Genomic DNA, 23,484 nt, shown 5'->3' with positions numbered 1-23,484 from the left:
TGGCACCCGACTGGGCGCCGCGGGTTTTTCATTGTTTTTGCCCAAATGATTGCTTTTCAACGCTTTGGAAACCACTGACCCGCTATTTTGGGGGAGTGCATTTACGCGAATTTATGAACGGAAAGCACTCGTGCTATGCTTGTGTTAACCATTCGTTAACCCCTTAAACCGAGAGTTGTTATGAAATATGATTGGATACTCGACGTTCTTGCGGATCTGAAGACATTTGCCCATGCAAATGACCTTAGGGTTCTTGCGGATCAACTGGAAGAAACCCGGCAGATTGCAGCAATCGAGATTGTCAGTGTCTCCGACATGACGGGTTTGGTGGCTCATGGGGATGATACCTCGACGGGAACTTATTCTGGAAACGCTCGAGAGCGCGCACGGGCTTGAGGCCCTTCAAAACACGATTGTTGAATTACGCGATCACTTCCGCATAGACCATCTTGTTTACCACTGGGTCAGCTCCAGTGGTGAACAGTTTGGCTGTGGTACTTATTCGGATGAGTGGGTCCAACGGTATCTGGACAAGGATTACTTGCGCGTAGATCCCGTTATTATTGGATGTTATCAAAGGTTTCACCCGGTAGATTGGAAGCGGCTGGACTGGTCGTCAAAAGCCGCACGCGAGTTTCAGGCCGACGCTATCGCCTATGGTATCGGCAATCAGGGCTTCTCGGTGCCAATCCGAGGTCCTATCGGGCAGTTCGCCCTATTTACTGCGTCACACCATTGTTCTGACGAAGAGTGGGCCAGGTTTAAGGATGCCAACCGCCGTGACCTGATCCTGATAGCACATGAGTTCAACAAGAAAGCGCTGGAGATTGAGCCAGGGCGCAATCATGAACAGTCACGTGCACTGTCCCCCCGTGAAATTGATGCCATGACCCTCATTGCGATGGGCTATAGCCGTGCGCAAGTTGCGGAAACACTCTCGATCTCAGAGCACACACTCAGGGTGTATATCGAGTCTGCTCGCTCCAAATTGGGAGCGCTAAATACAACTCATGCGGTAGCAAGAGCTCTCAGCCGAGGCCTAATTGTCGTTTGAAATGGTTAATGCCTGCGCGCCCCGTTAGCAGGCGATTAACCCTGCTTGGCTAGCTGTCTTCCCATTCCGAAACGGAAAGGGATGCCAGAATGATCCGTTATATTTATGCCAGTGACCTGGACAAGTTTCCGAAGCTGAAACAGTCGATGTTTCGCGACCGTGCTGACCAATTCAAGGTTCGCCTTGGGTGGGACGTGCACGTGGATGCAGATGGAGAAGAACATGATGACTATGACAAGCTGAATCCGCTTTATGTGATTTGGGAGAAACCCGATGGATCACATGGCGGCTCGATGCGACTGCTGCCCACGACCGGGCCTTGTATGGTGAATGACCATTTCCTCGATATCACCGATGGGGTCCGTATTATGAGTCCTCTGATCTGGGAATGTACCCGATTTTGTCTGTCTCGCGACGCTGAGCCACGCACCGCTGCCGCCCTGATGCTGGCCGGGGGCGAGGTAATGGAAGGCTTCGGCGTCGAACACTATGTCGGTGTTTTTGATGCGCGAATGGTACGGATTTACCGGATGATCGGTTCGTCACCCGAGGTGCTTGGCGCCAAGGGAGAGGGTCGTGACAAAATCAGTGTCGGACTGTGGAGTTTTTCACAAGAGTCGCGTCGCGCCGTTGGCGAACGAGCAGGCATTCCACTGGATCTGTCGCGCAGATGGTTTGACCTCTCATTCGGTCGGACATCCTCGCCAGATGTGGGCCGAGAAATCGCACAAACAGCATAATGCGCATGGCGCTTGGTTCGGGGCGACTGTAGGGTCGCCTCATGACTACCGCGCTGACGCTTTCCCACGATCAGGCTGCTGCCTTTGACAACATCACCGAGATGCTGCGCGCGGCGGGTGTTGATCTGGAGGACAATCTTCTAACGCCTCCACGGGACGGCAAATCCTCCGTCGCCGCGGTGGTGGGAAAGGCCGGGTCCGGCAAAACCCTGTTGCTTGCGGAATTGGTGAAAGAGCTTGATTCTGCTGGGGTGACAATTGTTTCCGGCGACTATGAGGGTAAAAAGCACAAGGATCGCCGGACGCTGGCCATCTTGGCCCCAACCAACAAGGCCGCGAGCGTGCTGCGTATGCGGGGTGTGCCGGCAACCACGATCCACCGCATTCTCTATACCCCGGTCTATGATCCCGAATATGAACGTATAGCGGAGTGGTTGGCCGGGCAGGGTGAGCGCCCCGAGATTGAGGGCCTGACGGATGAGGCCTTGAACCGCGCGCATGCCTTTTATCAGAGTCACAAATCCATCCCCGGCGCGCTGGCCGCTGCTGGCTTGCGTGGGTCGGATTTCATCACTGGATGGAAGCGTCGCGACGAACCACTTGATATTGGGTTTGTTGACGAAGGATCGATGCTGGATGACCGCCAGTTTGAGGATCTGAAAGAGATCTTCTCAACGCTTTTACTGTTTGGCGACCCGGCGCAGCTGGCCCCGGTGAACCAATCCGGGGCGATGGTTTTCGACACGATGCCAGTGGACTCGAAATTCGAGTTGCAACGTATCCACCGTCAGGATGCGGATAACCCAATTCTCGATCTCGCCCACGCGTTGGCCGACCCGATGCTTGATTTTCAATCCTTTGAGCAGATGATCGAGGAAGCAGCGAAACGCGATGATCGTGTGGTTTGGAGCCAACGGGTTGAGGTAGATCTGATGGCCCGCAGCCCCGTTCTTGTTTGGCGTAACGCGACGCGCATTCGCCTGATCAACGCCTTCCGGGCGGTCTATGACGCACCAGATGATATGCTGCTGGAAGGCGAGCCTTTGATTTGTGATGGCATTGAACTGCCCCTGAAACACCGCAAAAAGCGGTTGGACCTTGAGGCGCGAGGCCTGATCAAGGGGGCGCAGGTGATCTATCTCGAACCAGGGCGCAAACCCGGGTTTTCCCGGTTGCACGTGATTGGTGCAGAAGACCCGCAAGTCTCTGCGGCTTCGATCGTTAAAATCGAAAAACCGGACGAGGAAGAACCCTTTATCCCGTTTGCTGCGCGCATGGGGGCAACATTTTTGCATGGCGCTGCGGTCACCATTCACAAGGCCCAAGGCTCGCAGTGGGAAGACGTTCAGGTCTTTGCCCCAGACCTCTATGTGGCCTCGAAAATGGGGCGTATCGAAGCTGGGCAACCCCTGTGGAAGCGTCTGGCCTACGTCGCAATCACGCGTGCGCAGGAACGCCTGCATTGGGTGGTGCGCAACCGTTTGTCGCGCCCTTCGGGACCATTGCGTGTGGATGATTTGCGAGTCGCGCCAGCTCCCTTGACGCTTACACAGGAGGAAACGACGTGAAGACCATTCTTATTACCGGAGCGAGCTCTGGAATTGGCGCCGCTACGGCCGAAGTCTTTCTGAAAGCTGGCTGGCACGTCGGACTTGTGGCCCGTCGGGCCGAACGCCTGAACGATTTGGCCGCTGGTTACGACAACGCCATTTCCTTGCCTGCAGATGTGACCAATCAAAACCAAATGGCAGAGGCCTTTAAACAGTTCACGGATCAGACGGGTCGTTTGGACGTGCTGTTCAACAATGCCGGAATGTTTGGAACTGCGGGTCCAATCGATGAGGTGCCTTTGAACAGTTTCGAAGAGGTTCTTAACGTCAATGTGCGTGGTATGTTCATCTGCGCCCAGCTTGCGTTTGAGCTCATGCGGCATCAATCCCCCCAAGGTGGGCGGATCATCAACAACGGGTCGTTGTCTGCCCACAATCCGCGACCGGGATCCGTGTCCTATACAACCTCAAAACACGCGATTACCGGCATGACGCGCAGCCTCTCACTGGACGGTCGTGCGTTTGATATTGCCTGCAGCCAGATCGATATTGGCAACGCCGAAACCGATATGGTGCGTGATCTGAACGCCCGCATTCTCGCTGCAGACCCGAACGCGGAACTGATGCCCAGCATGAACGTGGATGAAGCCGCGCGCTCTGTCCTGCACATGGCGGAAATGCCACCAGAAGCGAATGTTCAGTTCATGACGGTGATGGCGACAAAAATGCCTTACATCGGGCGTGGATAATCACCCGCCACGACGTAGAACCTGAAAGGCTGCCGAAGCGCCCCAGCCCGCGAAAATCGCGATGGCCAGAGAGAGAATTCCGTAAACCAGCGGCTGTTCACGTGACAGATTGTAAAGCCAGCGTTCCAACCCGACCTTGCGCACATCAATGATCGTTTCATAATGCGAAATGACCTTGCCACCGCGGGTCAGGAAGATGCGCGTGGGATAATCCCCTTCGGTGAGGTTGGCGGGCATGGCAATGGATGTGCGAAACAGAGTTTGCTGATCTATGTCCACCGTGCCTTCAAGCATCTGATACAATCCGTTGTTCGTGCGAATTCGCAGAACTGCGTCTGAGAAACGCTGGGCATTCTGAACGTCCATCGGCGCCCCGACCGAGCGGATCATGCGTGGGATAGACACTCTGTAGCGCAGATCATCCACATGGCTCATGACGTCGTCAAAAGGGGCGCTGGTTGCAATCGCGTAAAAGCTGGGTGCGTAGTCGACGTCAACGCTTTCCGTGTTCACCCAAATCCCGAGCTTTTTGGACTTTTTACGCACGGTGACGGGTTGCAGCGGGCCAGAGACGGCAATCACAACTTCCAGCGGCGGCGAGTCCTGAATGGAAGTCTCGCGCTTCACAGCGCCAAACAAAAGGATCTCAGAGCCGTCGAAATTGGCCGTGATAGCAACACGGTTCTGGCTCATTCCCAGAACAACTTCTTCGGCGGCAACCGGGCCGGTGAGCAGGGCGAGCAGAGCGAACAGACGTAGAAACATCTTAATGCCCTCCTGCCGCGCCAAGCGAATACAACTCGGTTGGCATGAGCAACAGATCCAGCGCAAGCTTGCCACAGACCACCAGTACCATCAGTGCCAGAAGGATGCGCAATTGCTCGGCCTTAAGGCGGGTGCCGATCCGCGTGCCGATCTGGGCGCCAATCACGCCACCGACCAGCAAAAGAACGGCCAACGCCATGTCCACTGTGTAGTTGGTCGTTGCGTGCAGCAGCGTGGTAAAGGCGGTAACGAAAATGATCTGGAACAGCGAGGTGCCGACCACCACCTTTGTGGGCATGCCCAGAAGATAGATCATCGCGGGAACCATGATGAACCCGCCGCCAACACCCATGATGGCCGCAAGAACACCGACGAAGAGGCCAACGATCAGCGGTGGTATTACCGAAATATAGAGTCCCGAAACCCGAAACCGCATTTTGAACGGAAGGCCGTGAATCCAGTTGTGGTTTTTGCGTTTTGTCGGGGGGCCGTTTTTACGGGACTTTCGGATAGCATTCAGGCTTTCGATGAACATCAGTCCACCGATCACGCCAAGGAAAACCACATAGCAAAGCTTGACCAAGAGATCGACTTGGCCGAGTGACTTGAGGTAATTGAAGACAAAGACCCCGAGCGCGGCCCCCGCTAAGCCTCCGATCAGCAACACGACACCCATCTTCAGATCGACGGTTTTTCGCTTTAAGTGTGCAAGAACGCCGGAAAACGAAGACGCGACGATCTGGTTGGCTTCAGTGGCAACAGCCACGGCAGGTGGGATGCCAATAAAAAACAAAAGCGGCGTCATCAAGAAGCCGCCGCCGACACCAAACATTCCGGATAGAATGCCCACGATTCCACCCAATCCGAGCAGGAGAAAAGCGTTCACGGAAACTTCGGCAATCGGGAGGTATATCTGCATACTCACTGTTAGCGTGACGCAGTGCAGCATTGCAAGCGGCCCAATCGGGTTGGACCGCCGGAATCGTTGATTTTGGACATACTTTGCCGTGTTTTGGTACCAAAAGTACCATTTATAATACTTGAGGTGCCAAAAATCACGAGAAATTGGCGTTTCTCCGGCGCCGCCGTGTAGCGCCGCCGGGAGTGGAATCAGCGCTCTTTCACGTAGGGTTCGCCGCCGGCTCGAGGCGGGATGGCCTTGCCCACAAACCCGGCGAGGATCACGACGGTCAGGATGTAGGGCAACGCACTAAGGAACTGCACCTGAACTTTGACTCCCAACATCGTCTCAATGACGTCGGGGCGCAGTTCTACAACTTGGAACAAGCCAAACAACAAGCAGGTACCCAGCGCATGCCAAGGCCGCCACTTGGCAAAAATCAAAGCTGCCAATGCAATAAAGCCGCGCCCGGCTGACATGTCTTTGACAAAGCCGGCCTGCAGTGATGTGGCAAGATATGCGCCCGCAATGCCACAGAGCACGCCACAGATCATTACCGCGGCATAGCGCAGCCCGATCACCGATACGCCAGCTGTGTCCACGGCTGCGGGGTTCTCGCCCACCGCGCGCAAGCGCAGGCCAAACCTCGTGCGGAACAGAACCCACCACGTCAGTGGCACCATGGCAAAGGCGATGTAAACAAGGATCGAATGCCCCGAAATCAGCTCATAGTAAATCGGGCCCAGCACTGGCACGGATTGTAGCGTTTCCGCGAAAGGCAGCATAATGGGATCGAACCGGGCGGCACCTTGCAACGAGGGCGTGCGCCCGCCCTGACTGAACCAGTCCTCGGCGACCAGAACTGTGATGCCTGCGGCAAGAAAGTTGATAGCAACGCCGGAAATAAGCTGGTTGCCTCGGAACTGGATCGAGGCCAGCCCATGCAAAAGAGACAGAGCCATTGACGCACCGATCCCGGCGAGTAGCCCCAACCAGACGTTTCCAGACATGTAGGCGATGGCGGCAGAAAAGAACGCCGCCGCCAGCATTTTGCCTTCAAGGCCGATATCAAAAATCCCGGCACGTTCCGAGAACAGGCCCGCCAGACAGGCCAGCAACAATGGGGTAGCCAGACGAACGGTCGAATCCAGCACCTGCAGAAGGGTCACGAAATCCATCACGCGTCTCCTTTCCGCAAAGCCATGAACAATTTCTCCAGAGGCATCCTGACCATGTTGTCCAACGCCCCGGTGAACAGGATCACCAGGGCCTGAATGACCACGATCAATTCGCGTGGGATGTCTGTCCAGAGCGCCAATTCGGCGCCGCCTTGATAGAGGAACCCAAAGAGGATCGCGGCGAGGAACACGCCAAACGGATGGTTGCGACCCATCAATGCCACGGCGATCCCGATAAACCCGGCGCCTTCGGTCGAGTTAAGGATTAGGCGTTCGCTTTCGCCCATCGTGGTGTTGACTGACATCATGCCCGCCAGCGCGCCCGAGATGACCATCGCGATGATGGTGATCCGGACAGGTGAAATACCCGCGTATTTCGCGCCGCTTTCTGAAAACCCAAACGCGCGAATTTCATAGCCCAGCCGGGTGCGCCAGATCAGGTACCAGACAAGAACACAGGCCGCGATGGCAAGAAAGAACGTCACGTTGGCTGGTGCGCCTCGGAACATGATGTTCTCGGCTGTCGAAAACATGTCTCGGAACGTCGGCAAATGCGTGGCCTCGGGAAACTTTGCCGTCGCCGGATCCATCGAACGTGGCGGGCGTAGGACATTGACGAGTATATAGTTCAGAACAGCTGCAGCGATAAAGTTGAACATGATCGTGGTGATCACGATATGGCTGCCGCGCTTGGCCTGCAGGTAGGCCGGGATCAGCGCCCAAAAGGCCCCGAACGCCGCCGCTCCAACACTGGCCCCCAGCAAGGCCAGTGACCAATGCGGCCAAGGGATAAACAGGCAGATATAGGCAACGCCCAACCCCCCAAGCATCGCCTGACCTTCGCCCCCGATGTTGAACATCCGCGCATGGAACGCGACGGATACGGCAAGGCCGGTGAACATAAAGTTGGTGGCGTAATAGAGCGTATAACCCCAGCCCGCCGAGCGCATCAGAGCGCCATCGACCATAAGCTTAAAGGCGGTCCAGGGATTTTCTCCAATCGCGAGGATCACAAGCGCTGAAAGGAACGCCGCCAACAAAAGTGAGATCAGAGGAATAAGGACGATATCGGCCCAATGTGGCATCTTTTCCATCTTATGCGCCCCCCCGCTCTTCGTCTTGCAAGGCAAACTGCTGGTCCACCACTTTGGCCGTATCCGCGTTTGGTTCTTGTGTAACACCTGCCATCAATAGGCCAAGTTCTTTCTCATCTGTCTGGTCGGGCATGCGCTCTCCCATGACGTGGCCGTCAAACATCACCGCGATGCGGTCGCTGAGGGACAGAATTTCTTCCAGTTCGACACTCACCAACAGGATCGCTTTACCTTCATCACGCAGGTTGACGATTTGCTGGTGGATAAACTCGATCGCACCAATGTCCACGCCGCGCGTGGGCTGGCCGACCAACAGCAAATCCGGGTTCCTCTCAATCTCACGCGCCAGAACGATCTTTTGCTGATTGCCGCCCGAGAAGTTTTTAGCGGCCAGCTTGGGATGCGGTGGACGCACGTCGAAGCGATCCATTTTCTCCTGAGCCAGCTCTTGAATGCCTGCATTGTCCATCAACAGACCCGACTGGTACTCGGGGTCCAGATGATAGCCGAACACCATGTTCTCCCATGCGGTGTATTCCATGATAAGGCCTTCGCGCTGCCGGTCTTCAGGCACATGCGCGATGCCGCGTGCGCGCCGGGACTGGCCATCGCTGTGGCGCCCGGTCAAATCGATAGGCTGGCCGTTCACACGAATTTCGCCTGTCGCATTGGCAAAACCGCCCAAGACTTCCAACAGCTCTGACTGGCCATTGCCTGCGACGCCTGCAATGCCCAGAATTTCGCCCTTGCGGACTGTCAGGTCGATGCCTTTGACGCGTTCAACACCCTTGTCATCGACAACACGCAGTCCTTCGACTTCCAAAACCACCTCGCCGGGCGATGCAGGCTTTTTGTCAACGCGCAACAAAACTTTACGGCCGACCATCAACTCGGCCAAATGTTCCGGGCTGGTCTCTGCCGTCTTAACCGTCGCCGTCATCTCGCCACGTCGCATCACGCTTACCGTGTTGGTGATGTCCATAATCTCGCGCAGCTTGTGGGTGATCAGGATAATGGTTTTGCCTTCTTCACGCAGGCGATCAAGAATGCGGAACAGTTGATCTGCCTCGGCAGGTGTCAGCACGCCTGTGGGTTCATCCAGGATGAGAATGTCAGCCTTGCGGTACAGAGCCTTGAGGATTTCGACCCGTTGCTGATGCCCGACGCTCAGGTTTTCAATCACCGCATCCGGGTCGATGTTCAGCTCGTATTCCTCGGCGAGGTGCTGCAGTTCTTTGCGCGCTTTCGCAAGAGACGGACGCAGCAAAGCGCCGTCTTCCGCGCCAAGGATGATGTTCTCCAGAACTGTGAAGTTTTCGACCAGCTTGAAGTGCTGAAACACCATGCCGATGCCGGCGGCAATCGCGGCCTGGCTGTCTGGAATCTGGGTCTTTTGACCCTTAATGAAAATCTCACCTTTGTCGGCTTTGTAAAAGCCGTAAAGGATTGACATCAAAGTTGATTTTCCAGCGCCGTTTTCGCCGATAATGCCATGGATTGTGCCCGGTTGAACGGAAATCGAGATGTCCTTATTGGCCTGAACAGGGCCAAAGGCTTTTGAGATGCCTTTGAGTTCAATTGCAGGAGCGGTCATTCAGTTTCTCCCAAGCCGACATGCCCCTCAAGACGCGTCAGGCGTCCTTGGTCGTCAGCTTCTATGAAGTAGTGGCCATGTTGGACGGTTTCGTCGCTCATACGAAAGGCAACCGAAGCGCGGGTCGTCTGGCCATCCTGGGTTTGCTGGATGACCTCAGCCGTCGCACCGGGTGCATATGTCGAATACATCGCCACATAGCCTTCAACGGCCTCAATCCCCTTCAGGGGTTCGGTCAGGCGAGGATCCAGATAAGCAACGTCATCAGACAGGCACCTGCGCAATGTTGCGGCGCGAAGCTTGGGGTCGGTTTCCCCCCAGGCGGCAAAAAAGGCGTCGATGACTTGAGACATATGCTGCTTCCCCAAAAGCAAAGGGCCGCGCCGCAGTGGCACGGCCCCTGTTCTATTCGCGGTTCTGATTAGAAGTCGAGAACCGGGCAGCTGTCATTGGTGTAGTAGGCCACAACTTCCAGATCACCATTGATGATCTTGGCGCGTGCGTCTTCTACGGCAGCTTTCATGTCGTCGCTAACCAGTGCGGCGTTGTGCTCGTCCATCGCGACGCCAACACCCTCTTCGGCCAGACCCAGTGTCGTGAACCCACCGGTTTCCATAGCTTCGCCAGCTTTCATCGAGTTGTAAACGGCCACGTCAACGCGCTTCAACATCGAGGTCAGAACTTTGCCCGAGTGCAGGTGGTTCTGGTTGCTGTCCACACCGATCGACAGGATGCCTTCGTCTGCAGCAGTTTGCAGAACGCCTACGCCAGTGCCGCCAGCCGCGGCATAAACCACATCAGCGCCTTGGGCGATCTGGGCTTTGGTCAGTTCCGAACCTTTCACCGGGTCGTTCCATGCTGTCGGCGTGGTGCCGGTCATGTTGGCAACGATCTTAATGTCTGGGTTGACGGACTTGGCGCCTTGGGCGTAGCCGCAACCGAAGTGACGGATCAGCGGAATGTCCATGCCGCCGATAAAGCCAACGGTGCCGGATTTCGACGCCATTGCAGCCATCATGCCAACAAGGTAAGAGCCCTGATGCTCTTGAAAGCCAATCAGTTGCACGTTTGGCGGCACTTCGGGCATCCAACCGTCAATGTTGACGAACTTGGTGTCAGGATAGTCGCCTGCAACGTTCTCAACAGGTGTGGCAAAGGCAAAACCGGTTGTGATCACCGGGTTGGCGCCTGCTTCAGCGAAACGGCGCAGGGCCTGCTCACGCTGTGCTTCGGATTGCAGTTCGATTTCAAGGAACTTGCCGCCGGTTTCTTCGGCCCAGCGCTGTGCACCGTTAAAGGCTGCTTCGTTAAACGATTTGTCGAACTTGCCGCCAAGGTCAAAAATCAGTGCTGGTTCAGCAAAAGCTGTGCCTGCGGTGACAGCCACCGCGACAGCAGCACCGAGAAGTTTCTTCATGAGGGTCATGTATCTCTCCCAAGTGGTTTCCGGGCCATTTTTGGTTTTCAATCCGGCCCGTCGGACTCATTGATCCAGTCAGATCATCTGCAAGTAAGGCCGCAGAGACCGGGTAGGGTCAAGGAAGATTTGACGATTTGGTCAGGATTCTCTGGATTCAACGCATGACCCTAGGTCAGTGATTTGCCCATAAGCAGCGCATCTGCCGCAGAACCATCGTTTCGCGTGTAATATCCTCTGCGAGTCCGGGTTTTGTACCAACCCTCCGACTCATAAAAGTGCAGTGCCACCAAATTGTCTGAGGCGACTTCAAGAAATGCCGACGTAGCACCCTGAGCAGCTGATTCCTCTTGGAACATCTTTAGGCACTGGCGGCCAATCCCATTGCCCTGCGCATCAGGGTGGGTGGCGATGGTGACAAGCTCGGCTTCGTCCAGGATGACGCGGCCCAGAGCAAAACCACGGTCGCAGGTCACCAGAAAGCAATGAGGCGACTCCAGCAAGGTGTCGAACTCGGTGGTCTTCCACGCCCGGCCTTGTGGAAAAGCAGCCGCATAGATCGACGCCAAGTCCGCCGAGGTCATGGCAGGATCACCGGCGCCGGATCGCGTGGCGGAGCAGCATCTGCGGCCTTGATGTAGAGAGGGGCAGGGCGCGTGCCATCATTCCGCCGTGTGGCTGCAATTCGCGCGATGTTTTCTGCGAGTTTGTCCGCAGGCGGCGACAAGACGAGTTTCGAGCCATCGGTGGGGTGTTCGGGTTCCAGTCTTGGCTCGCCACCCGGTGCGCAGACATAGACCTGCCCGCGTGGTGCCTCAACGCCCGCAATATGGTCTTCGCTCACGCCCAGCGAGGTTGCTTCAAAGGTCGACACCCCCAGGGCAGGCACCCCCAACGCAAGGGCCAGACCACGCGCTGCCGACACGCTGAGACGGATGCCCGTAAAGTTGCCGGGTCCGACACCCACACCGATGACGTCAAGGTCACGCCACGTGACACCTGCTTCGCTTAACACTTCCTCGAGCATGGGCATAAGACGCTCGGCCTGTCCGCGTGCCATCTCTTCGACCCGCGAGACAAGGACGGTGTCGCCGCGCATAAGAGAGGCCGCGCAGTGTCGGGCGGACGTGTCAAACCCCAGTACCAACGTATCGCGCTGCGTCATGAGCCTGTGGCCTCGTTCAATTGTGAGCGCCCTGACTTGGCTGCACGGTCCGCTTCATCCGAAATCGAAAGCCACGAATAGCAGGAGTTTGAATGGCAATGAAGCTGTGGCGGGAGGTCATCCGCCTGATCGATCAATCCCAAGGGCACATAAACCTGATCTGGTAAGTAGTCGAAAGCTGCTTGCAGCGGAGACCCGCAGGATTTGCAGTTCCAGCGTGTAACGCCCGCCGCATGAGATCGCCCCGCGCCCTGATCGGGGCAAAAGTGCAGATCGTCGGCTAAAAACGCCGCAAATGCAGCGACGGGCGCACCGGTCCAGCGTTTGCAGTCGGAACAGTGACAATAGGCAACAGTTCGCGGTGGATGCTCTGAACGCAAAGAGACGGCGCCACAATAGCACCGTCCCGTGATCTGAAACTCTGGATGGGTCATGGTCGAGCGGTGTGGCTCAGACCGCAACCGGGCGCACTTCGGTCACTTCAGGAATGTAGTGGCGCAAAAGGTTCTCAATCCCCATTTTCAGTGTCAGCGTTGACGAGGGACAGCCCGCGCAAGCGCCTTGCATGTGCAGGTAGACAACACCGCGATCAAAGCCGTGGAAGGTGATGTCGCCACCATCCTGTGCCACGGCTGGGCGAACGCGTGTGTCCAAAAGCTCTTTGATCTGGCCGACGATTTCGCCATCTTCACCGGTGTGCTCGGCATGACCTGATGGGGCGGTTGCTTCGCCTGCCATGACGGGTTGACCGGATTGGAAATGCTCCATGATGGCGCCAAGGATCGCGGGTTTGATATGATCCCACTCGACGTCTTCGGCTTTGGTCACGGTGACAAAGTCATTGCCGAAAAACACACCGTTCACGCCTTTGACACCAAAAATCCGGCTCGCCAGTGGCGACGCGTCTGCGCCTTCGGCAGATGGGAAATCAGCTGTACCAACTTCCAGCACCGTTTGACCGGGCAGGAATTTCAGCGTAGCGGGGTTCGGCGTGGATTCTGTTTGAATGAACATTGGTGCGGCACCTTTTCTCTCTTGCTCTGAGATATGCGCTTCACCTGTCAGAGTGTCAAGGTTTGGAATGATTCTAAACTGACGTCAGAAAACAGGCTGGCGCCGGGTGGGACGTCATTTTCAGGGTCGAATAACCAGTCTCAGGTGATTGCTTCCAACCGTTCTTTGGACAGATCACCGGGAACAATCGTGACCGGGATGGGCAAGCTGCCCGAATTGCGCGACATCTGGGTAACCAGGGGGCCGGGCCCCTTTTTGTCGTCGCCAGCCCCAAGAACCAGCACACCCACTTCTGTATCTTCCCTGATCTGGCCCAGAATTTCCGTAACAGCCTCGCCTTCGCGAATAACCAGTTCCGGATCAACACCTTGCTTGTCTCGCATCCACTTCGCAAAGACTTCGAAATGCGCGATGATCCGTTCCCGAGCCTCCTCACGCATGATGTCGCCGACACCAATCCAGTGGTTGAACTCATCCGGTGGAATGACCGACAGAATTTGCACTCCGCCCTGGGTATGGGCTGCTCGCATGGCCGCAAAACGCATGGCGTTCAGGCATTCGCGGCTGTCATCCAAGACCACCAGAAACTTACGCATTGTCCGTCCTCCAATTCGTCCCGAGAATGGCTGCAAGCCAAGCGCAGGGCAATAGCCGAGTTGTCACGCCTCTAATTTTCCGAAGCTGCCCAGTCCCAATACATCTCGCGAACCCGGCGTGTTACCGGCCCAACCTGATACTGCCGGTCGTCCAAAGCGGTGACGGGTGTGACCTTGGCCATATTGCCGGACATGAACACTTCGTCCGCGTCATTAAAGTCGTCAAAGCTCAGAACTTTTTCATGCACGGCCATCCCCTCACGGCGCAAATTTGTCATGTGACGTGAGCGGGTGATCCCCGCAAGAAAGGTGCCGTTGGGAATGGGGGTAAACACTTCGCCGTCCTTGACCATGAACACATTGGCAGTTGCCGTCTCAGCCACGTTGCCCATGGCGTCGGCCACAAGGGCATTGGCAAACCCCTTCGATTTGGCCTCGGCCAGCATCCGCGCGTTGTTGGGATAGAGACAACCGGCCTTGGCGTTGACGACGGCATCCTCTAGCACCGGGCGGCGGAACCTGGTGCGCGTCAACGTGGTGGTGGCATCTGCCTGCGCCATCGGAATCACCTCGAGGCAGATGGCAAAGCCGGTTTCCGACTGGTCAGGGACAATGGCATTCATGCTCAAATCACCATCAATGCCCCAGTACATCGGGCGGATGTAAACGGCCTCATCCCGCTGGAACCGTTTCAGACCCTCTCGCGTGATCTCAAGCATATCCTCTGTCGAGACCGTTGGGTTCAGCATCAATGCGGCCGCCGAACGATTGACCCGTGCCAGATGCGGTTCGAGGTCCGGGGTCATGCCATCAAAGAAACGTGCCCCATCAAAGACAGTGGTCCCCAGCCAACTGCCATGATCCGCGGCGCGCATGACTGGCACGTCGCCATCATGCCATTCGCCATTGTAATAGGTTTTTACGTTCTTACTGACGGCCATGATGCGCCCCTCTTACTCGTGTCAGCGGGATGCTAGTCCTGCGCCGGGCCGAGGTCCATCCAAAAGGTGACGTCAGCGCAGGATGTAACGGGCCCAATATTGAGCCAATGCCAGAGGTTCGGGTCTCTGTCAGGCCGCGTCGTCCAGAAGGGCCTGAAGATCCAGCCGTCGGGTGTACATGCCCAAACTGCCGTCCGGGTTACGGGGCCACTGGTTTTCGGGGCGATCACGATAGAGTTCCACGCCATTGCCGTCCGGATCGCTCAGGTACACAGCTTCACTGACACCATGATCCGATGCGCCTTCGATCTCATAGCCCGCATCAATCACCCGGTGTACAGCTGCCCCAAGCTGGGCGCGATCTGGAAAAAGAAACGCGGTGTGAAACAACCCGGTGTGCCCCTCTGGCGGCGGCGTTCCTCCGCGACTGCGCCATGTGTTCAGCCCGATATGATGGTGATAGCCGCCTGCACCCAGAAAGGCCGCCTCGTCCCCGCTACGGACCTGAACATCAAAGCCTAGCACGCCGGAGTAAAACGCAATCGCACAGTCCAGATCAGCCACCTTAAGGTGGACGTGGCCTATGCGGGTTTGGGGATGAACGCTGTGTGTCATGGGTTTCTCCTGTCTACGAGAAACCTAAGGCGCGCCGCGTAGATGCAAAAGCCCGCTTGCCGCGCGCGGCCTGTGCAAGCTTGCACAAGTCAACGAGCACCCCAAAGGGCGCCCGCGGTTTCTTAGGCGCCGACCATTCCGACGATCTCATATGTTTTCTTGAGAACCGGTGCGGCCACTTCGCGTGCACGTTCGGCACCACGATCCAAAATCTTGTCGATTTCGGCGCTGTCTGCGGTCAAACGGGCCATTTCGGTCGAAATTGGCGCGAGTTTTTCAACGGCAAGTTCCGAGAGCATGGGTTTGAACTCGGAAAACTGCTTGCCACCGACATCACGCAATACCGCGTCGACGTTCATATCCGCCAAAGCGGCATAGATATTCACAAGGTTGCGCGCTTCGGGACGACCTTCTAGCCCATCGACTTCCGAAGGCAGCGCCTCTGGATCGGTTTTAGCCTTGCGGATTTTCTTGGCGATGGTGTCGGCATCGTCGGTCATGTTGATGCGGCTGGCATCCGAGGGGTCCGATTTCGACATCTTCTTGGAACCATCGCGGAACGACATCACACGGGTCGCAGCTCCTTCGATTACAGGTTCAGTGATCGGAAAGAAATCGACGCCGTAGTCGTGATTGAACTTGATCGCGACATCGCGTGTCAGCTCCAGGTGTTGTTTCTGGTCATCGCCCACAGGAACATGCGTCGCGTGGTAAATCAGAATGTCCGCGGCCATCAGTGCGGGATAGGCAAAAAGGCCCAGCGAGGCATTTTGCTGGTTCTTGCCAGCCTTGTCTTTCCACTGGGTCATACGCTGCATCCAACCCATGCGGGCGACGCAGTTGAAAATCCACGCCAGTTGCGCGTGTTCCGGCACGCGGGACTGGTTGAACAGGATCGACTGTTCCGGGTCGATACCCGCGGCAATGAACCCGGCGCACAACTCGCGTGTGGCATGGCGCAGCTTTTCGGGGTCTTGCCAGACGGTGATCGCGTGCAGGTCGACCATGCAGTAGATGGTCTCGAAATTGCCGACATTCTGCATATCGACAAAACGCTTCATCGCGCCAAGATAATTACCGAGCGTCAGACCACCCGAGGGTTGGATTCCCGAGAAGACGCGCGGGGTGAATTGAGAGGACGTTTGGACCGCCTCGGACATGGTATTTCTCCGTCTGGATTTATGGGTGAGCTTGCCTTACCCATGACCCCAATCGCCGTCAAGGAGCGCAGGCATGTCAGACCCCGAGACCCAAAGCCCGATCAACCCACTGCCGCCGGTTGTCGTCGCCCTGTTTCTACTGATTATTGGGGTCGAGGTCATCTTTACGCTGGGCGCACGAGGGCTGATCGGCGGGCAGGAAGCCATCGGATGGCGGCTTGGTGCGTTGCAGAAGTATTCGTTCTCGGGCGACATTTTCGACTGGATGCTCTCCAATGGCGTTTGGCCAATGGAACATGTCATGCGGACGGTGACTTACCTGTTCATACACGGAAATTTCACACACGCGGCCTTTTCCTCGGTGTTGCTTTTGGCTTTGGGTAAAATGGTCGGCGAAGTGTTTTCAGCATGGGCAACGCTAACGGTGTTTGTTTTGTCCGGCATATTTGGAGCGGTGGTCTTTGCCCTGATCCTAAACAGTCCTTCACCGCTAATTGGGGCCTATCCGGCCGTTTATGGTCTGCTCGGGGCCTTTACTTTCCTCATATGGACCCGGCTTGGCCAATTGGGTGAAAACCAGGCGCGCGCGTTTAGGCTGATCGGGTTTCTGGTCGGCATCCAGCTGCTGTTTGGCCTTCTGTTTGGGGGCAATGCAGGGTGGGTGGCGGACGTTGCTGGATTTGTCGCCGGGTTTCTGATGTCGTTTCTATTTGTTCCCGGTGGCTGGGCGCGCATTCGCGCGCATATGCGCCGCGATTAAAAAAAGGCGCGACCCGCGCCACGCCTTTTCAACATCATTTTGTTATGTAGGCTCAGGCGCCCGAGACGCCTCCTGCTTTGCGAGCCAAAGCCAGGGCAATCATGCTCACGCCGCTCGACAGCAGTTCGATGCCCAAGAGCACGCCCAATGTGACCACGGCGGCACCTGGCATGTTGCTGAGCACCATAAAGCCCAGTACTGCTGAGACCAGACCTGAGATCACCACGGCCCATTTCAACTCGCTCTGTTGGATGCTCCATCCGACGATCAGCTTGAACAACCCCGAAGCCAGGAACATCGCCCCGACCACGATCGTCAACGCAATCATGCCTTCCAGAGGGTTTGCCAAAAGGCTGACGCCCAAAATCACGGCAACCACACCCATCAGGATCGACCAAGCCTTGCTGCTCCAACCCTCAGATCGCATGGACGCGTAGATTTGCAAGGCGCCAAGGATCAGGAACGACCATCCTGCAATCACCGTAGCTGTCAGCGATGCGCCAAACGGGTTCAGCAAGGCCATGAGCCCGGCGACCACGCCAAGAACGCCCAGTATCATCAATATCATCCAATTACCCATCATTTCTCCCCTTCAAATGTGCAACTGAACGCAGCAAAGGCGTTGCTGGATCATAACGCAAGGAAAAGATGAGTTTCAGAGATCGGATTTAGCTGTTCCGTCGGGCAGCCTTGCGAAAGTCCGAGATATGAAAGGCCCCGATCAATTGCCCGGCTCCGAAATAGGTCACGATGCCGGACGTGATCAGCAGTGCCAATGCCAGATACCGCCAGCCATCCGTGCCAAGCGCTGGGCTAAGGGCCAGCGCGGTGAACCAAAGGACAACTCCCATTATGGCCGAGGCCCAGACAATACGGGGCAGGCGCCTGCGCAGACGTTTGTCGAATTTGGCCACATACCCCATCGGGCGCGTCCCCTTGGCCAGCAGGGCCACCATAACCCAGGCCGCCAAAGTTGTGGCGATTGCTGGTGCAATCCAGCCAATCAGAGGCGACAGGCCGATTGCAATCACAGCATTGACCACCATCGCCCAAACCGCATAGCGGAACGGGCTTTTGGTATCCTCGCGGGCGAAGAACAGGGGCTGCAGGATTTTCTGGATCACAAAGGCAGGCAGGCCCAACCCATAGATCGACACGGCCACGGCAATGGCCGCGCTGTCATCTGCCGTGGCCGCACCGCGTTCAAACAGAACCGAAACCAACGGCAAAGGAATGACCACAAGGGCCACAGCACATGGGATTGTGAGGGCCAGAGCAATCTCAGTTGCCCGTGAAAACGCGATCCGCGATCCGGCCTCATCATGCGCCTTGAGGCGACGGGAAAGATCTGGCAGCAGAACGATGCCAACGGCGATACCGACGACACCCAGCGGCAACTGGTAAAGCCGGTCAGCGGTGTAAAGCCACCCCACGGCACGGTCAAAATAGCTTGCGACTTGTTGGCCAACCAAAAGGTTAATCTGAACGACTCCCCCCGCAAGTGCTGCCGGAAACGCCACAACAACCAATCGTTTCATGTCGGGTGTCCAACGAGGGCGTTGCAGCCGCATCGGGAACCCGGCTCTGGCAGCGGCGACCCAGACCAATGCCAGCTGAGCGACACCAGCAACCGGAACAAGCCAGATCAAAGTACGTGCGACGTCTTTGTCCAGCCAGGCGGCGATAGAGATGCCGCCCACCATCAAGATGTTCAGCAACACCGGTGCCGCCGCGGCGGCGGCAAAACGGCCCGTTGCGTTGAGCACACCGGACAAAAGCGCAGCCAGCGAAATGAACAGGATATAGGGGAAGGCAATGCGCCCGAATTCAACGGAAAGATCAAACTGTTCTTGACCAGCGAATCCTGATGCCAACCCCCAGACCAGCCAAGGCATGGCCACTTGCGCGAGCAAGGTCAGAACGATCAGGACCGATGCCAACCCCGCAAAGGCTTCGCGCGCAAACCCCAAGGGGCGTTCATCACCTTCCAGCCGCTTCGAAAACATCGGCACAAAGGCCATGTTGAACGCGCCTTCAGCAAAGAAGCGCCGGAACATGTTGGGCAAACGGAAAGCCACCACATAGGCCTCGTACAATGGCCCCGTCCCCAATAGCGCGAGGATCAGGGCGTCGCGCACAAAGCCCAGCACGCGGCTGGCCATCGTCCAGCCCCCCACCGTGAGGAAACCGCGCATGAGCCGGATCGGTTTCACGAAACAGCCCTTTCAGCACCCTTTTCGATGGCCTTGCGCAGCTTTTTCTCAAGCGTTTTCTGTTTGGCCTCGGAATGGAATTTCAATCCGAACATGTCTTTGACGTAGAACGCATCGACCACCTGTTCACCATAGGTCGCGATCACCGCGCTAGCGATGTAGATGTTGCTGTGCGCCAACGTTCGGGTCAGATCAAACAGAAGCCCCGGACGATCGCGGGTATCAACTTCGATGATCGTATAGATCTCGGAGCCATCGTTATCGAATGTGATCGTTGTCGGCACCTTAAAGGCGCGTTCGCGTTTTTTGATGACGTCGCGGGATTGCATCGCCTCGGTCGCGACCACTTCACCTTTGAGCGTCTTGTGGATCATCTGCTCCAGACGTTTGAGGCGGCTCGCCTCAAAGGGCTTGCCCTCGGCATCCTGAATCCAGAACGCGGCAGTGGCATAGCCATCTTTCGAGGTAAAGGTGCGCGCATCCACGATATTGGCACCAACCAGCGCCAGCGCGCCGCACATCCGGCTGAAAATGCCGGGGTGATCGGCCATTGCAAAACAGGCGCGGGTGGCATCGCGATCCTCGTCTGGGTGCATATCGATGCGGATTTCATCATCGGCAATGTCCCGCAGAAGCGTCGCAAAGACCGTGTGCGCCGTGACATGCAGGCCTTGCCAATAAGGATCGTAGTGCCGCCCGGTCTCTTTCTTAAGATCCTTGGTCGACCATTCCACCAACTCGGCACGCAGCTTTTTCTTGGCTTCTGCCCCACGGTTTTCGCGGGTGATGGCCTCAAGCCCATCCTCAAGTGCAACTTTGGTCTGGCGATACAAGGCCCGGATCAGCACCGCTTTCCAATTGTTCCATGTGTCTGGCCCAACGCCGCGAATGTCACAGACCGTCAGAACGGTCAGCAGGTTCAACCGGTCAACGGTTGAAACAAGCTTGGCAAAGTCCCGGATTGTGCGCGGGTCAGCAATGTCGCGTTTCTGGGCCGTATCGGACATCAAAAGGTGATAACGCACCAGCCATTCGACGGTTTCGCATTCCGCTTTGCTCAGCCCCAGATTCGGAGCCACTTTTCGGGCAATCTGCGCGCCGAGGATTGAGTGATCGATGTCGCGGCCCTTGCCGATGTCATGTAGCAGCATGGCCACCATCAACACCTTGCGATTGACGCCAGTCTTCAGGATTTCCGACGACACGGGCAGCTCTTCTTCCAGCTCTTCGCGTTCGATCTCGGCATAGTTTGAAATCACCTGAATCGTATGTTCATCGACCGTGTATGAATGGTACATGTTGAACTGCATCATCGCCACGATGGGTTCAAACTCGGGGATGAAAGCTGAAAGAACCCCAAGCTCATTCATACGTCGCAGCGCGCGTTCCGGGTTGCCGTGCTTCAGCAAGAGATCCAGAAAAATCCGCTGGGCTTCTTTGTTCTGGCGGAATGACTCGTCAATCATATCCAGATTGGCAGTCACCAGGCGCATGGCATCAGGGTGAATGAGCAGACCGGTCCGCAGCCCCTCTTCAAATACGCGCAATAGGTTCAGTCGATCGCTGAGGAACTCGTCGTCATCGCTCACGGCAAGGCGGTTATGAATAACCTTGTAGCCCTTTTTCATCTTGCGGCGGCGTCGGAACAACCGCTCCATTAGCGGCGCGGCTTTGGTGTGGTTGGCTTCCAGTTTGGTCAGCAGGATACGGGTAAGATCGCCAACGCTGGTCGCGTGGTGAAAATACTCTTGCATAAAGTGTTCAACCGCACGGCGCCCGCCTTTGTCGACATAGCCCATGCGCTCTGCCACTTCGACCTGCATATCAAAGGTCAGTTGTTCCACGGGGCGCTTCGCAATCAGGTGCAGATGCGCCCGCACCGCCCAGAGAAAATTCTCAGCCTGTGCAAAACGCTCGTACTCGTCCTCGTTGAACAGGTCTTCATCAATCAGGTCACGCGCGCTTTGGACGTGGTAGACATACTTGGCAATCCAGAACATCGATTGCAGATCGCGCAGGCCACCTTTGCCTTCTTTGACGTTCGGCTCGACCATATAACGCTGGCCTTGTTTTTCGTGGCGGGTATCGCGCTCGGCAAGCTTGGCTTCGACAAATTCTCGTTCCGTGCCTTTGAACAGATCTTTGTAAAGCTGGTCGTTCAACTCGTCGTTCAGCGGTTCATAACCCCGCAAAAACCGGTTTTCCAACAGCGCCGTGCGGATCGTAAAGTCTTCGCCACCCAGACGAATACAGTCTTTCACAGTGCGCGACGCATGACCCACTTTCAGCCGCAGATCCCACAACATGTAGAGCATGGATTCGATTACGCTCTCAGCCCAGGCAGTAATCTTGTAGGGCGTCAGGAACAGTAGATCGACGTCGGACTGGGGCGCCATCTCACCGCGTCCATAGCCGCCAACCGCGAACAACGCTATGCGCTCGCCTTCGGTGGGGTTGGCAAGGGGGTGAATATAGGTCGTCGCGACGAAATGGGCGGACCCCACAAGACAATCGGTCAGCCATGTGTAGGCGCGGGTCATAGGGCGTGCATCAAAGGGCTGCGCGCGAAAGGCGGCCTCAATCGTGGCGCGCCCCGACTTTTGTGCTTCCATCAAGATACGCACTGTCTCGGCGCGCAGCGCGCGGTCCTCACTGCTGTTTTCAGCCGCCGCTGCAAGCTGCTCAGCCACCGAAGCGCGGTCAAAGATGTCATCCGGCGCGCAGATCAGCCCATTGGGAGGATTGGGAATTTGCATCGGCGTTTGATTAGAAGCCGGCTCCGCTAAAGCTGGTTGGGGCTGGGTCAAGAGTCACCACCTGTCTGTCGCGAATCGTGACAACCGCCAGTCCGCGCTCGTTCGTTCCGTCAGATCTCAGGCGGAAAATCCCGTTTACGCCCTGAAAGCCTGCACCTTGTGTGAGGCCGCTGGTGGTCAATGCATTGGTTTTGCCTGATTTGACAAGAGCACCGATCGCCGCAATGCCGTCATAGGCCAACCCGCCCAAAGCATGCGGCAAGCCGCCATAAGCCGAGGCATAGCGCTGTTGGAACTGCTGTGTCAGCGCCTCGTCTGGCCGCGCAAACCAGCCGCCCTGAACGCCAGGCAGCGACAGCGTCTGAGATGGAATATCCCAGCGCGTCAGCCCAACATACTGAACCTTGTCAGCCGTAAGCCCAGCCTCAGGCAGCAATTGCGACATTAGCGGCAGGGCGCCAGAGGTGTTCGAGGTCAAAAAGATCGTATCAGCCTGACCCTGCTCTACGGCGCTGCGCACCTGGCTGACCGCGCTGATTACACCTTCTTGAGAAAATTCGTACCCGACGGTGCCCACATTGCTGGCAGCGACGCCGGCAAGCGCGCCGTTAATCGCGTTTTTACCTACTTCACCAGCGACGTTGTTGGCATGCACCACAACGACCCGGGCCTTGCCTTGGGCCGATGCAAAGCGTGTCAGGCGGTTGGCTGTGTTCTGAAAGGTTGCCCCCAGAACAAAGACGTTGCCGCCGGCAATGGTGGTGTTGTTCGAAAAGGAAAGGACGTTAACGTTGCTCGACGCCACCGCCTTGCCCGCCGCATTCGCCGCCTCGCCGTGCAATGGCCCAAGAATAATCTTGGCCCCTTCATTGACCGCCGTGATCGCAGCCGCCTGTGCTGTGGCCGCATTACCCGCAGTGCTGTAAACCCGCAGATCGATTTTGACACCTTGCAAGTCGGCAATAGCCAACTTGGCCGCATTCTCGAGGCTTTGCGCAATGACCGCATCCCCGGAATCGCTGGACCCCGAGGGCACCAAAAGGGCGACAGGAACAGGATCAGAGGTTGAGATCGTTGGGCCTGTTTCGACACAGGCCGCAAGACCCGTGAGGGCCAGCGCCAAGGCGACCCCTTTCAGAAAACGGCTTGCAGGGTTAAGACGGGTAATCATAAAAAATCCTCACTCCCTCTGGCGGGTCTGAATCTGACTGGCTCTGGGGCC

General features: G+C 56.7%; 25 protein-coding genes. 6 read left to right on the top strand and 19 right to left on the bottom strand.

Going from position 1 to position 23,484, the window contains the following annotated elements; all coding sequences use genetic code 11:
* The first annotated feature begins 180 nt into the window (after nucleotides 1–180).
* The 5 genes from Q0932_RS13540 to Q0932_RS13520 all read left to right on the top strand — a co-directional run bounded on the left by Q0932_RS13540 (nucleotide 181) and on the right by Q0932_RS13520 (nucleotide 4,093).
* A complete protein-coding gene (locus Q0932_RS13540) occupies nucleotides 181–396 on the top strand; it encodes a hypothetical protein (protein WP_299353932.1) in 216 nt (71 codons plus the stop codon).
* The gene (locus tag Q0932_RS13535; protein ID WP_299354107.1) at nucleotides 341–1,054 is read left to right on the top strand and encodes a LuxR family transcriptional regulator; all 714 of its coding nucleotides are present in this window, start codon (nucleotides 341–343) and stop codon (nucleotides 1,052–1,054) included. The genes Q0932_RS13540 and Q0932_RS13535 overlap by 56 nt, the downstream gene beginning before the upstream one ends.
* An 89-nt stretch (nucleotides 1,055–1,143) precedes the next feature.
* Nucleotides 1,144–1,794: an acyl-homoserine-lactone synthase gene (locus tag Q0932_RS13530; RefSeq protein WP_299353929.1), complete on the top strand. Its 651-nt coding sequence runs from the start codon at nucleotides 1,144–1,146 to the stop codon at nucleotides 1,792–1,794.
* 41 nt (nucleotides 1,795–1,835) lie between these two features.
* Nucleotides 1,836–3,362, top strand: a complete 1,527-nt coding sequence (locus Q0932_RS13525) for an ATP-dependent DNA helicase (protein ID WP_299353926.1) — start codon at nucleotides 1,836–1,838, stop codon at nucleotides 3,360–3,362.
* The gene (locus Q0932_RS13520) at nucleotides 3,359–4,093 is read left to right on the top strand and encodes an SDR family oxidoreductase (protein ID WP_299353923.1); all 735 of its coding nucleotides are present in this window, start codon (nucleotides 3,359–3,361) and stop codon (nucleotides 4,091–4,093) included. Before Q0932_RS13525 ends, Q0932_RS13520 begins: the two co-directional genes overlap by 4 nt.
* Here Q0932_RS13520 and Q0932_RS13515 read toward each other — a convergent pair whose 3' ends face one another.
* From Q0932_RS13515 to trpS, 15 genes are all read right to left on the bottom strand, one after another.
* Nucleotides 4,094–4,858, bottom strand: coding sequence for a TIGR02186 family protein (locus Q0932_RS13515; RefSeq protein WP_299353920.1), 765 nt, complete (start codon nucleotides 4,856–4,858; stop codon nucleotides 4,094–4,096).
* A gap of 1 nt (nucleotide 4,859) precedes the next feature.
* Nucleotides 4,860–5,777, bottom strand: a complete 918-nt coding sequence (locus tag Q0932_RS13510; protein WP_299353918.1) for a sulfite exporter TauE/SafE family protein — start codon at nucleotides 5,775–5,777, stop codon at nucleotides 4,860–4,862.
* Nucleotides 5,778–5,968: 191 nt separating this feature from the next.
* Nucleotides 5,969–6,937 (bottom strand): ABC transporter permease, encoded by a 969-nt coding sequence (locus Q0932_RS13505; RefSeq protein ID WP_299353914.1) that lies wholly within the window; start codon nucleotides 6,935–6,937, stop codon nucleotides 5,969–5,971.
* Nucleotides 6,937–8,031, bottom strand: a complete 1,095-nt coding sequence (locus Q0932_RS13500; RefSeq protein ID WP_299353911.1) for an ABC transporter permease — start codon at nucleotides 8,029–8,031, stop codon at nucleotides 6,937–6,939. The genes Q0932_RS13505 and Q0932_RS13500 overlap by 1 nt, the downstream gene beginning before the upstream one ends.
* Before the next feature lies 1 nt (nucleotide 8,032).
* Nucleotides 8,033–9,625, bottom strand: a complete 1,593-nt coding sequence (locus tag Q0932_RS13495) for an ABC transporter ATP-binding protein (protein ID WP_299353908.1) — start codon at nucleotides 9,623–9,625, stop codon at nucleotides 8,033–8,035.
* Nucleotides 9,622–9,978 carry a nuclear transport factor 2 family protein gene (locus Q0932_RS13490; protein ID WP_299353905.1) on the bottom strand — a complete coding sequence of 119 codons (357 nt, stop codon included), beginning with the start codon at nucleotides 9,976–9,978 and terminating at the stop codon, nucleotides 9,622–9,624. Before Q0932_RS13490 ends, Q0932_RS13495 begins: the two co-directional genes overlap by 4 nt.
* A gap of 68 nt (nucleotides 9,979–10,046) precedes the next feature.
* The gene (locus tag Q0932_RS13485) at nucleotides 10,047–11,051 is read right to left on the bottom strand and encodes a BMP family ABC transporter substrate-binding protein (protein ID WP_299353902.1); all 1,005 of its coding nucleotides are present in this window, start codon (nucleotides 11,049–11,051) and stop codon (nucleotides 10,047–10,049) included.
* Between the two features lie 161 nt (nucleotides 11,052–11,212).
* Nucleotides 11,213–11,626: a GNAT family N-acetyltransferase gene (locus Q0932_RS13480; protein ID WP_299353899.1), complete on the bottom strand. Its 414-nt coding sequence runs from the start codon at nucleotides 11,624–11,626 to the stop codon at nucleotides 11,213–11,215.
* A complete protein-coding gene (tsaB, locus tag Q0932_RS13475; RefSeq protein WP_299353896.1) occupies nucleotides 11,623–12,207 on the bottom strand; it encodes a tRNA (adenosine(37)-N6)-threonylcarbamoyltransferase complex dimerization subunit type 1 TsaB in 585 nt (194 codons plus the stop codon). Before tsaB ends, Q0932_RS13480 begins: the two co-directional genes overlap by 4 nt.
* Nucleotides 12,204–12,668 (bottom strand): GFA family protein, encoded by a 465-nt coding sequence (locus Q0932_RS13470; RefSeq protein WP_299353893.1) that lies wholly within the window; start codon nucleotides 12,666–12,668, stop codon nucleotides 12,204–12,206. The genes tsaB and Q0932_RS13470 overlap by 4 nt, the downstream gene beginning before the upstream one ends.
* On the bottom strand, nucleotides 12,658–13,221 hold the full coding sequence (locus Q0932_RS13465) for a NifU family protein (protein ID WP_299353890.1): 564 nt from the start codon (nucleotides 13,219–13,221) through the stop codon (nucleotides 12,658–12,660). The genes Q0932_RS13470 and Q0932_RS13465 overlap by 11 nt, the downstream gene beginning before the upstream one ends.
* Nucleotides 13,222–13,361: 140 nt before the next feature.
* Complete coding sequence (locus tag Q0932_RS13460; protein ID WP_299353888.1) at nucleotides 13,362–13,817, bottom strand: universal stress protein; 456 nt, start codon at nucleotides 13,815–13,817, stop codon at nucleotides 13,362–13,364.
* A gap of 71 nt (nucleotides 13,818–13,888) precedes the next feature.
* Nucleotides 13,889–14,758: a branched-chain amino acid aminotransferase gene (locus tag Q0932_RS13455; RefSeq protein WP_299353885.1), complete on the bottom strand. Its 870-nt coding sequence runs from the start codon at nucleotides 14,756–14,758 to the stop codon at nucleotides 13,889–13,891.
* Nucleotides 14,759–14,887: 129 nt separating this feature from the next.
* A complete protein-coding gene (locus Q0932_RS13450; RefSeq protein ID WP_299353882.1) occupies nucleotides 14,888–15,373 on the bottom strand; it encodes a VOC family protein in 486 nt (161 codons plus the stop codon).
* Nucleotides 15,374–15,495: 122 nt separating this feature from the next.
* Nucleotides 15,496–16,533, bottom strand: a complete 1,038-nt coding sequence (gene trpS / locus Q0932_RS13445) for a tryptophan--tRNA ligase (protein ID WP_299353880.1) — start codon at nucleotides 16,531–16,533, stop codon at nucleotides 15,496–15,498.
* A gap of 73 nt (nucleotides 16,534–16,606) precedes the next feature.
* On the opposite strand from trpS, the gene Q0932_RS13440 reads away from it, so the two are divergent.
* Nucleotides 16,607–17,293, top strand: a complete 687-nt coding sequence (locus Q0932_RS13440) for a rhomboid family intramembrane serine protease (protein WP_299353877.1) — start codon at nucleotides 16,607–16,609, stop codon at nucleotides 17,291–17,293.
* A 52-nt stretch (nucleotides 17,294–17,345) separates the two neighbouring features.
* On the opposite strand, the gene Q0932_RS13435 is transcribed toward Q0932_RS13440, so the two are convergent.
* The 4 genes from Q0932_RS13435 to Q0932_RS13420 all read right to left on the bottom strand — a co-directional run bounded on the left by Q0932_RS13435 (nucleotide 17,346) and on the right by Q0932_RS13420 (nucleotide 23,433).
* A complete protein-coding gene (locus Q0932_RS13435) occupies nucleotides 17,346–17,873 on the bottom strand; it encodes a DUF308 domain-containing protein (RefSeq protein ID WP_299353874.1) in 528 nt (175 codons plus the stop codon).
* A gap of 88 nt (nucleotides 17,874–17,961) precedes the next feature.
* A complete protein-coding gene (gene murJ, locus Q0932_RS13430) occupies nucleotides 17,962–19,506 on the bottom strand; it encodes a murein biosynthesis integral membrane protein MurJ (RefSeq protein WP_299353871.1) in 1,545 nt (514 codons plus the stop codon).
* Nucleotides 19,503–22,262: a [protein-PII] uridylyltransferase gene (locus Q0932_RS13425; RefSeq protein WP_299353869.1), complete on the bottom strand. Its 2,760-nt coding sequence runs from the start codon at nucleotides 22,260–22,262 to the stop codon at nucleotides 19,503–19,505. The genes murJ and Q0932_RS13425 overlap by 4 nt, the downstream gene beginning before the upstream one ends.
* Nucleotides 22,263–22,272: 10 nt before the next feature.
* Nucleotides 22,273–23,433, bottom strand: coding sequence for a penicillin-binding protein activator (locus tag Q0932_RS13420; protein WP_299353866.1), 1,161 nt, complete (start codon nucleotides 23,431–23,433; stop codon nucleotides 22,273–22,275).
* Between the last annotated feature and the right edge of the window lie 51 nt (nucleotides 23,434–23,484).

The sequence above is a fragment of the uncultured Shimia sp. genome (assembly GCF_947498095.1).
GTDB lineage: Bacteria > Pseudomonadota > Alphaproteobacteria > Rhodobacterales > Rhodobacteraceae > Shimia.
Note: the sequence above shows the minus strand (reverse complement) of the source record. Positions and strands in the feature narration are given on the sequence as shown.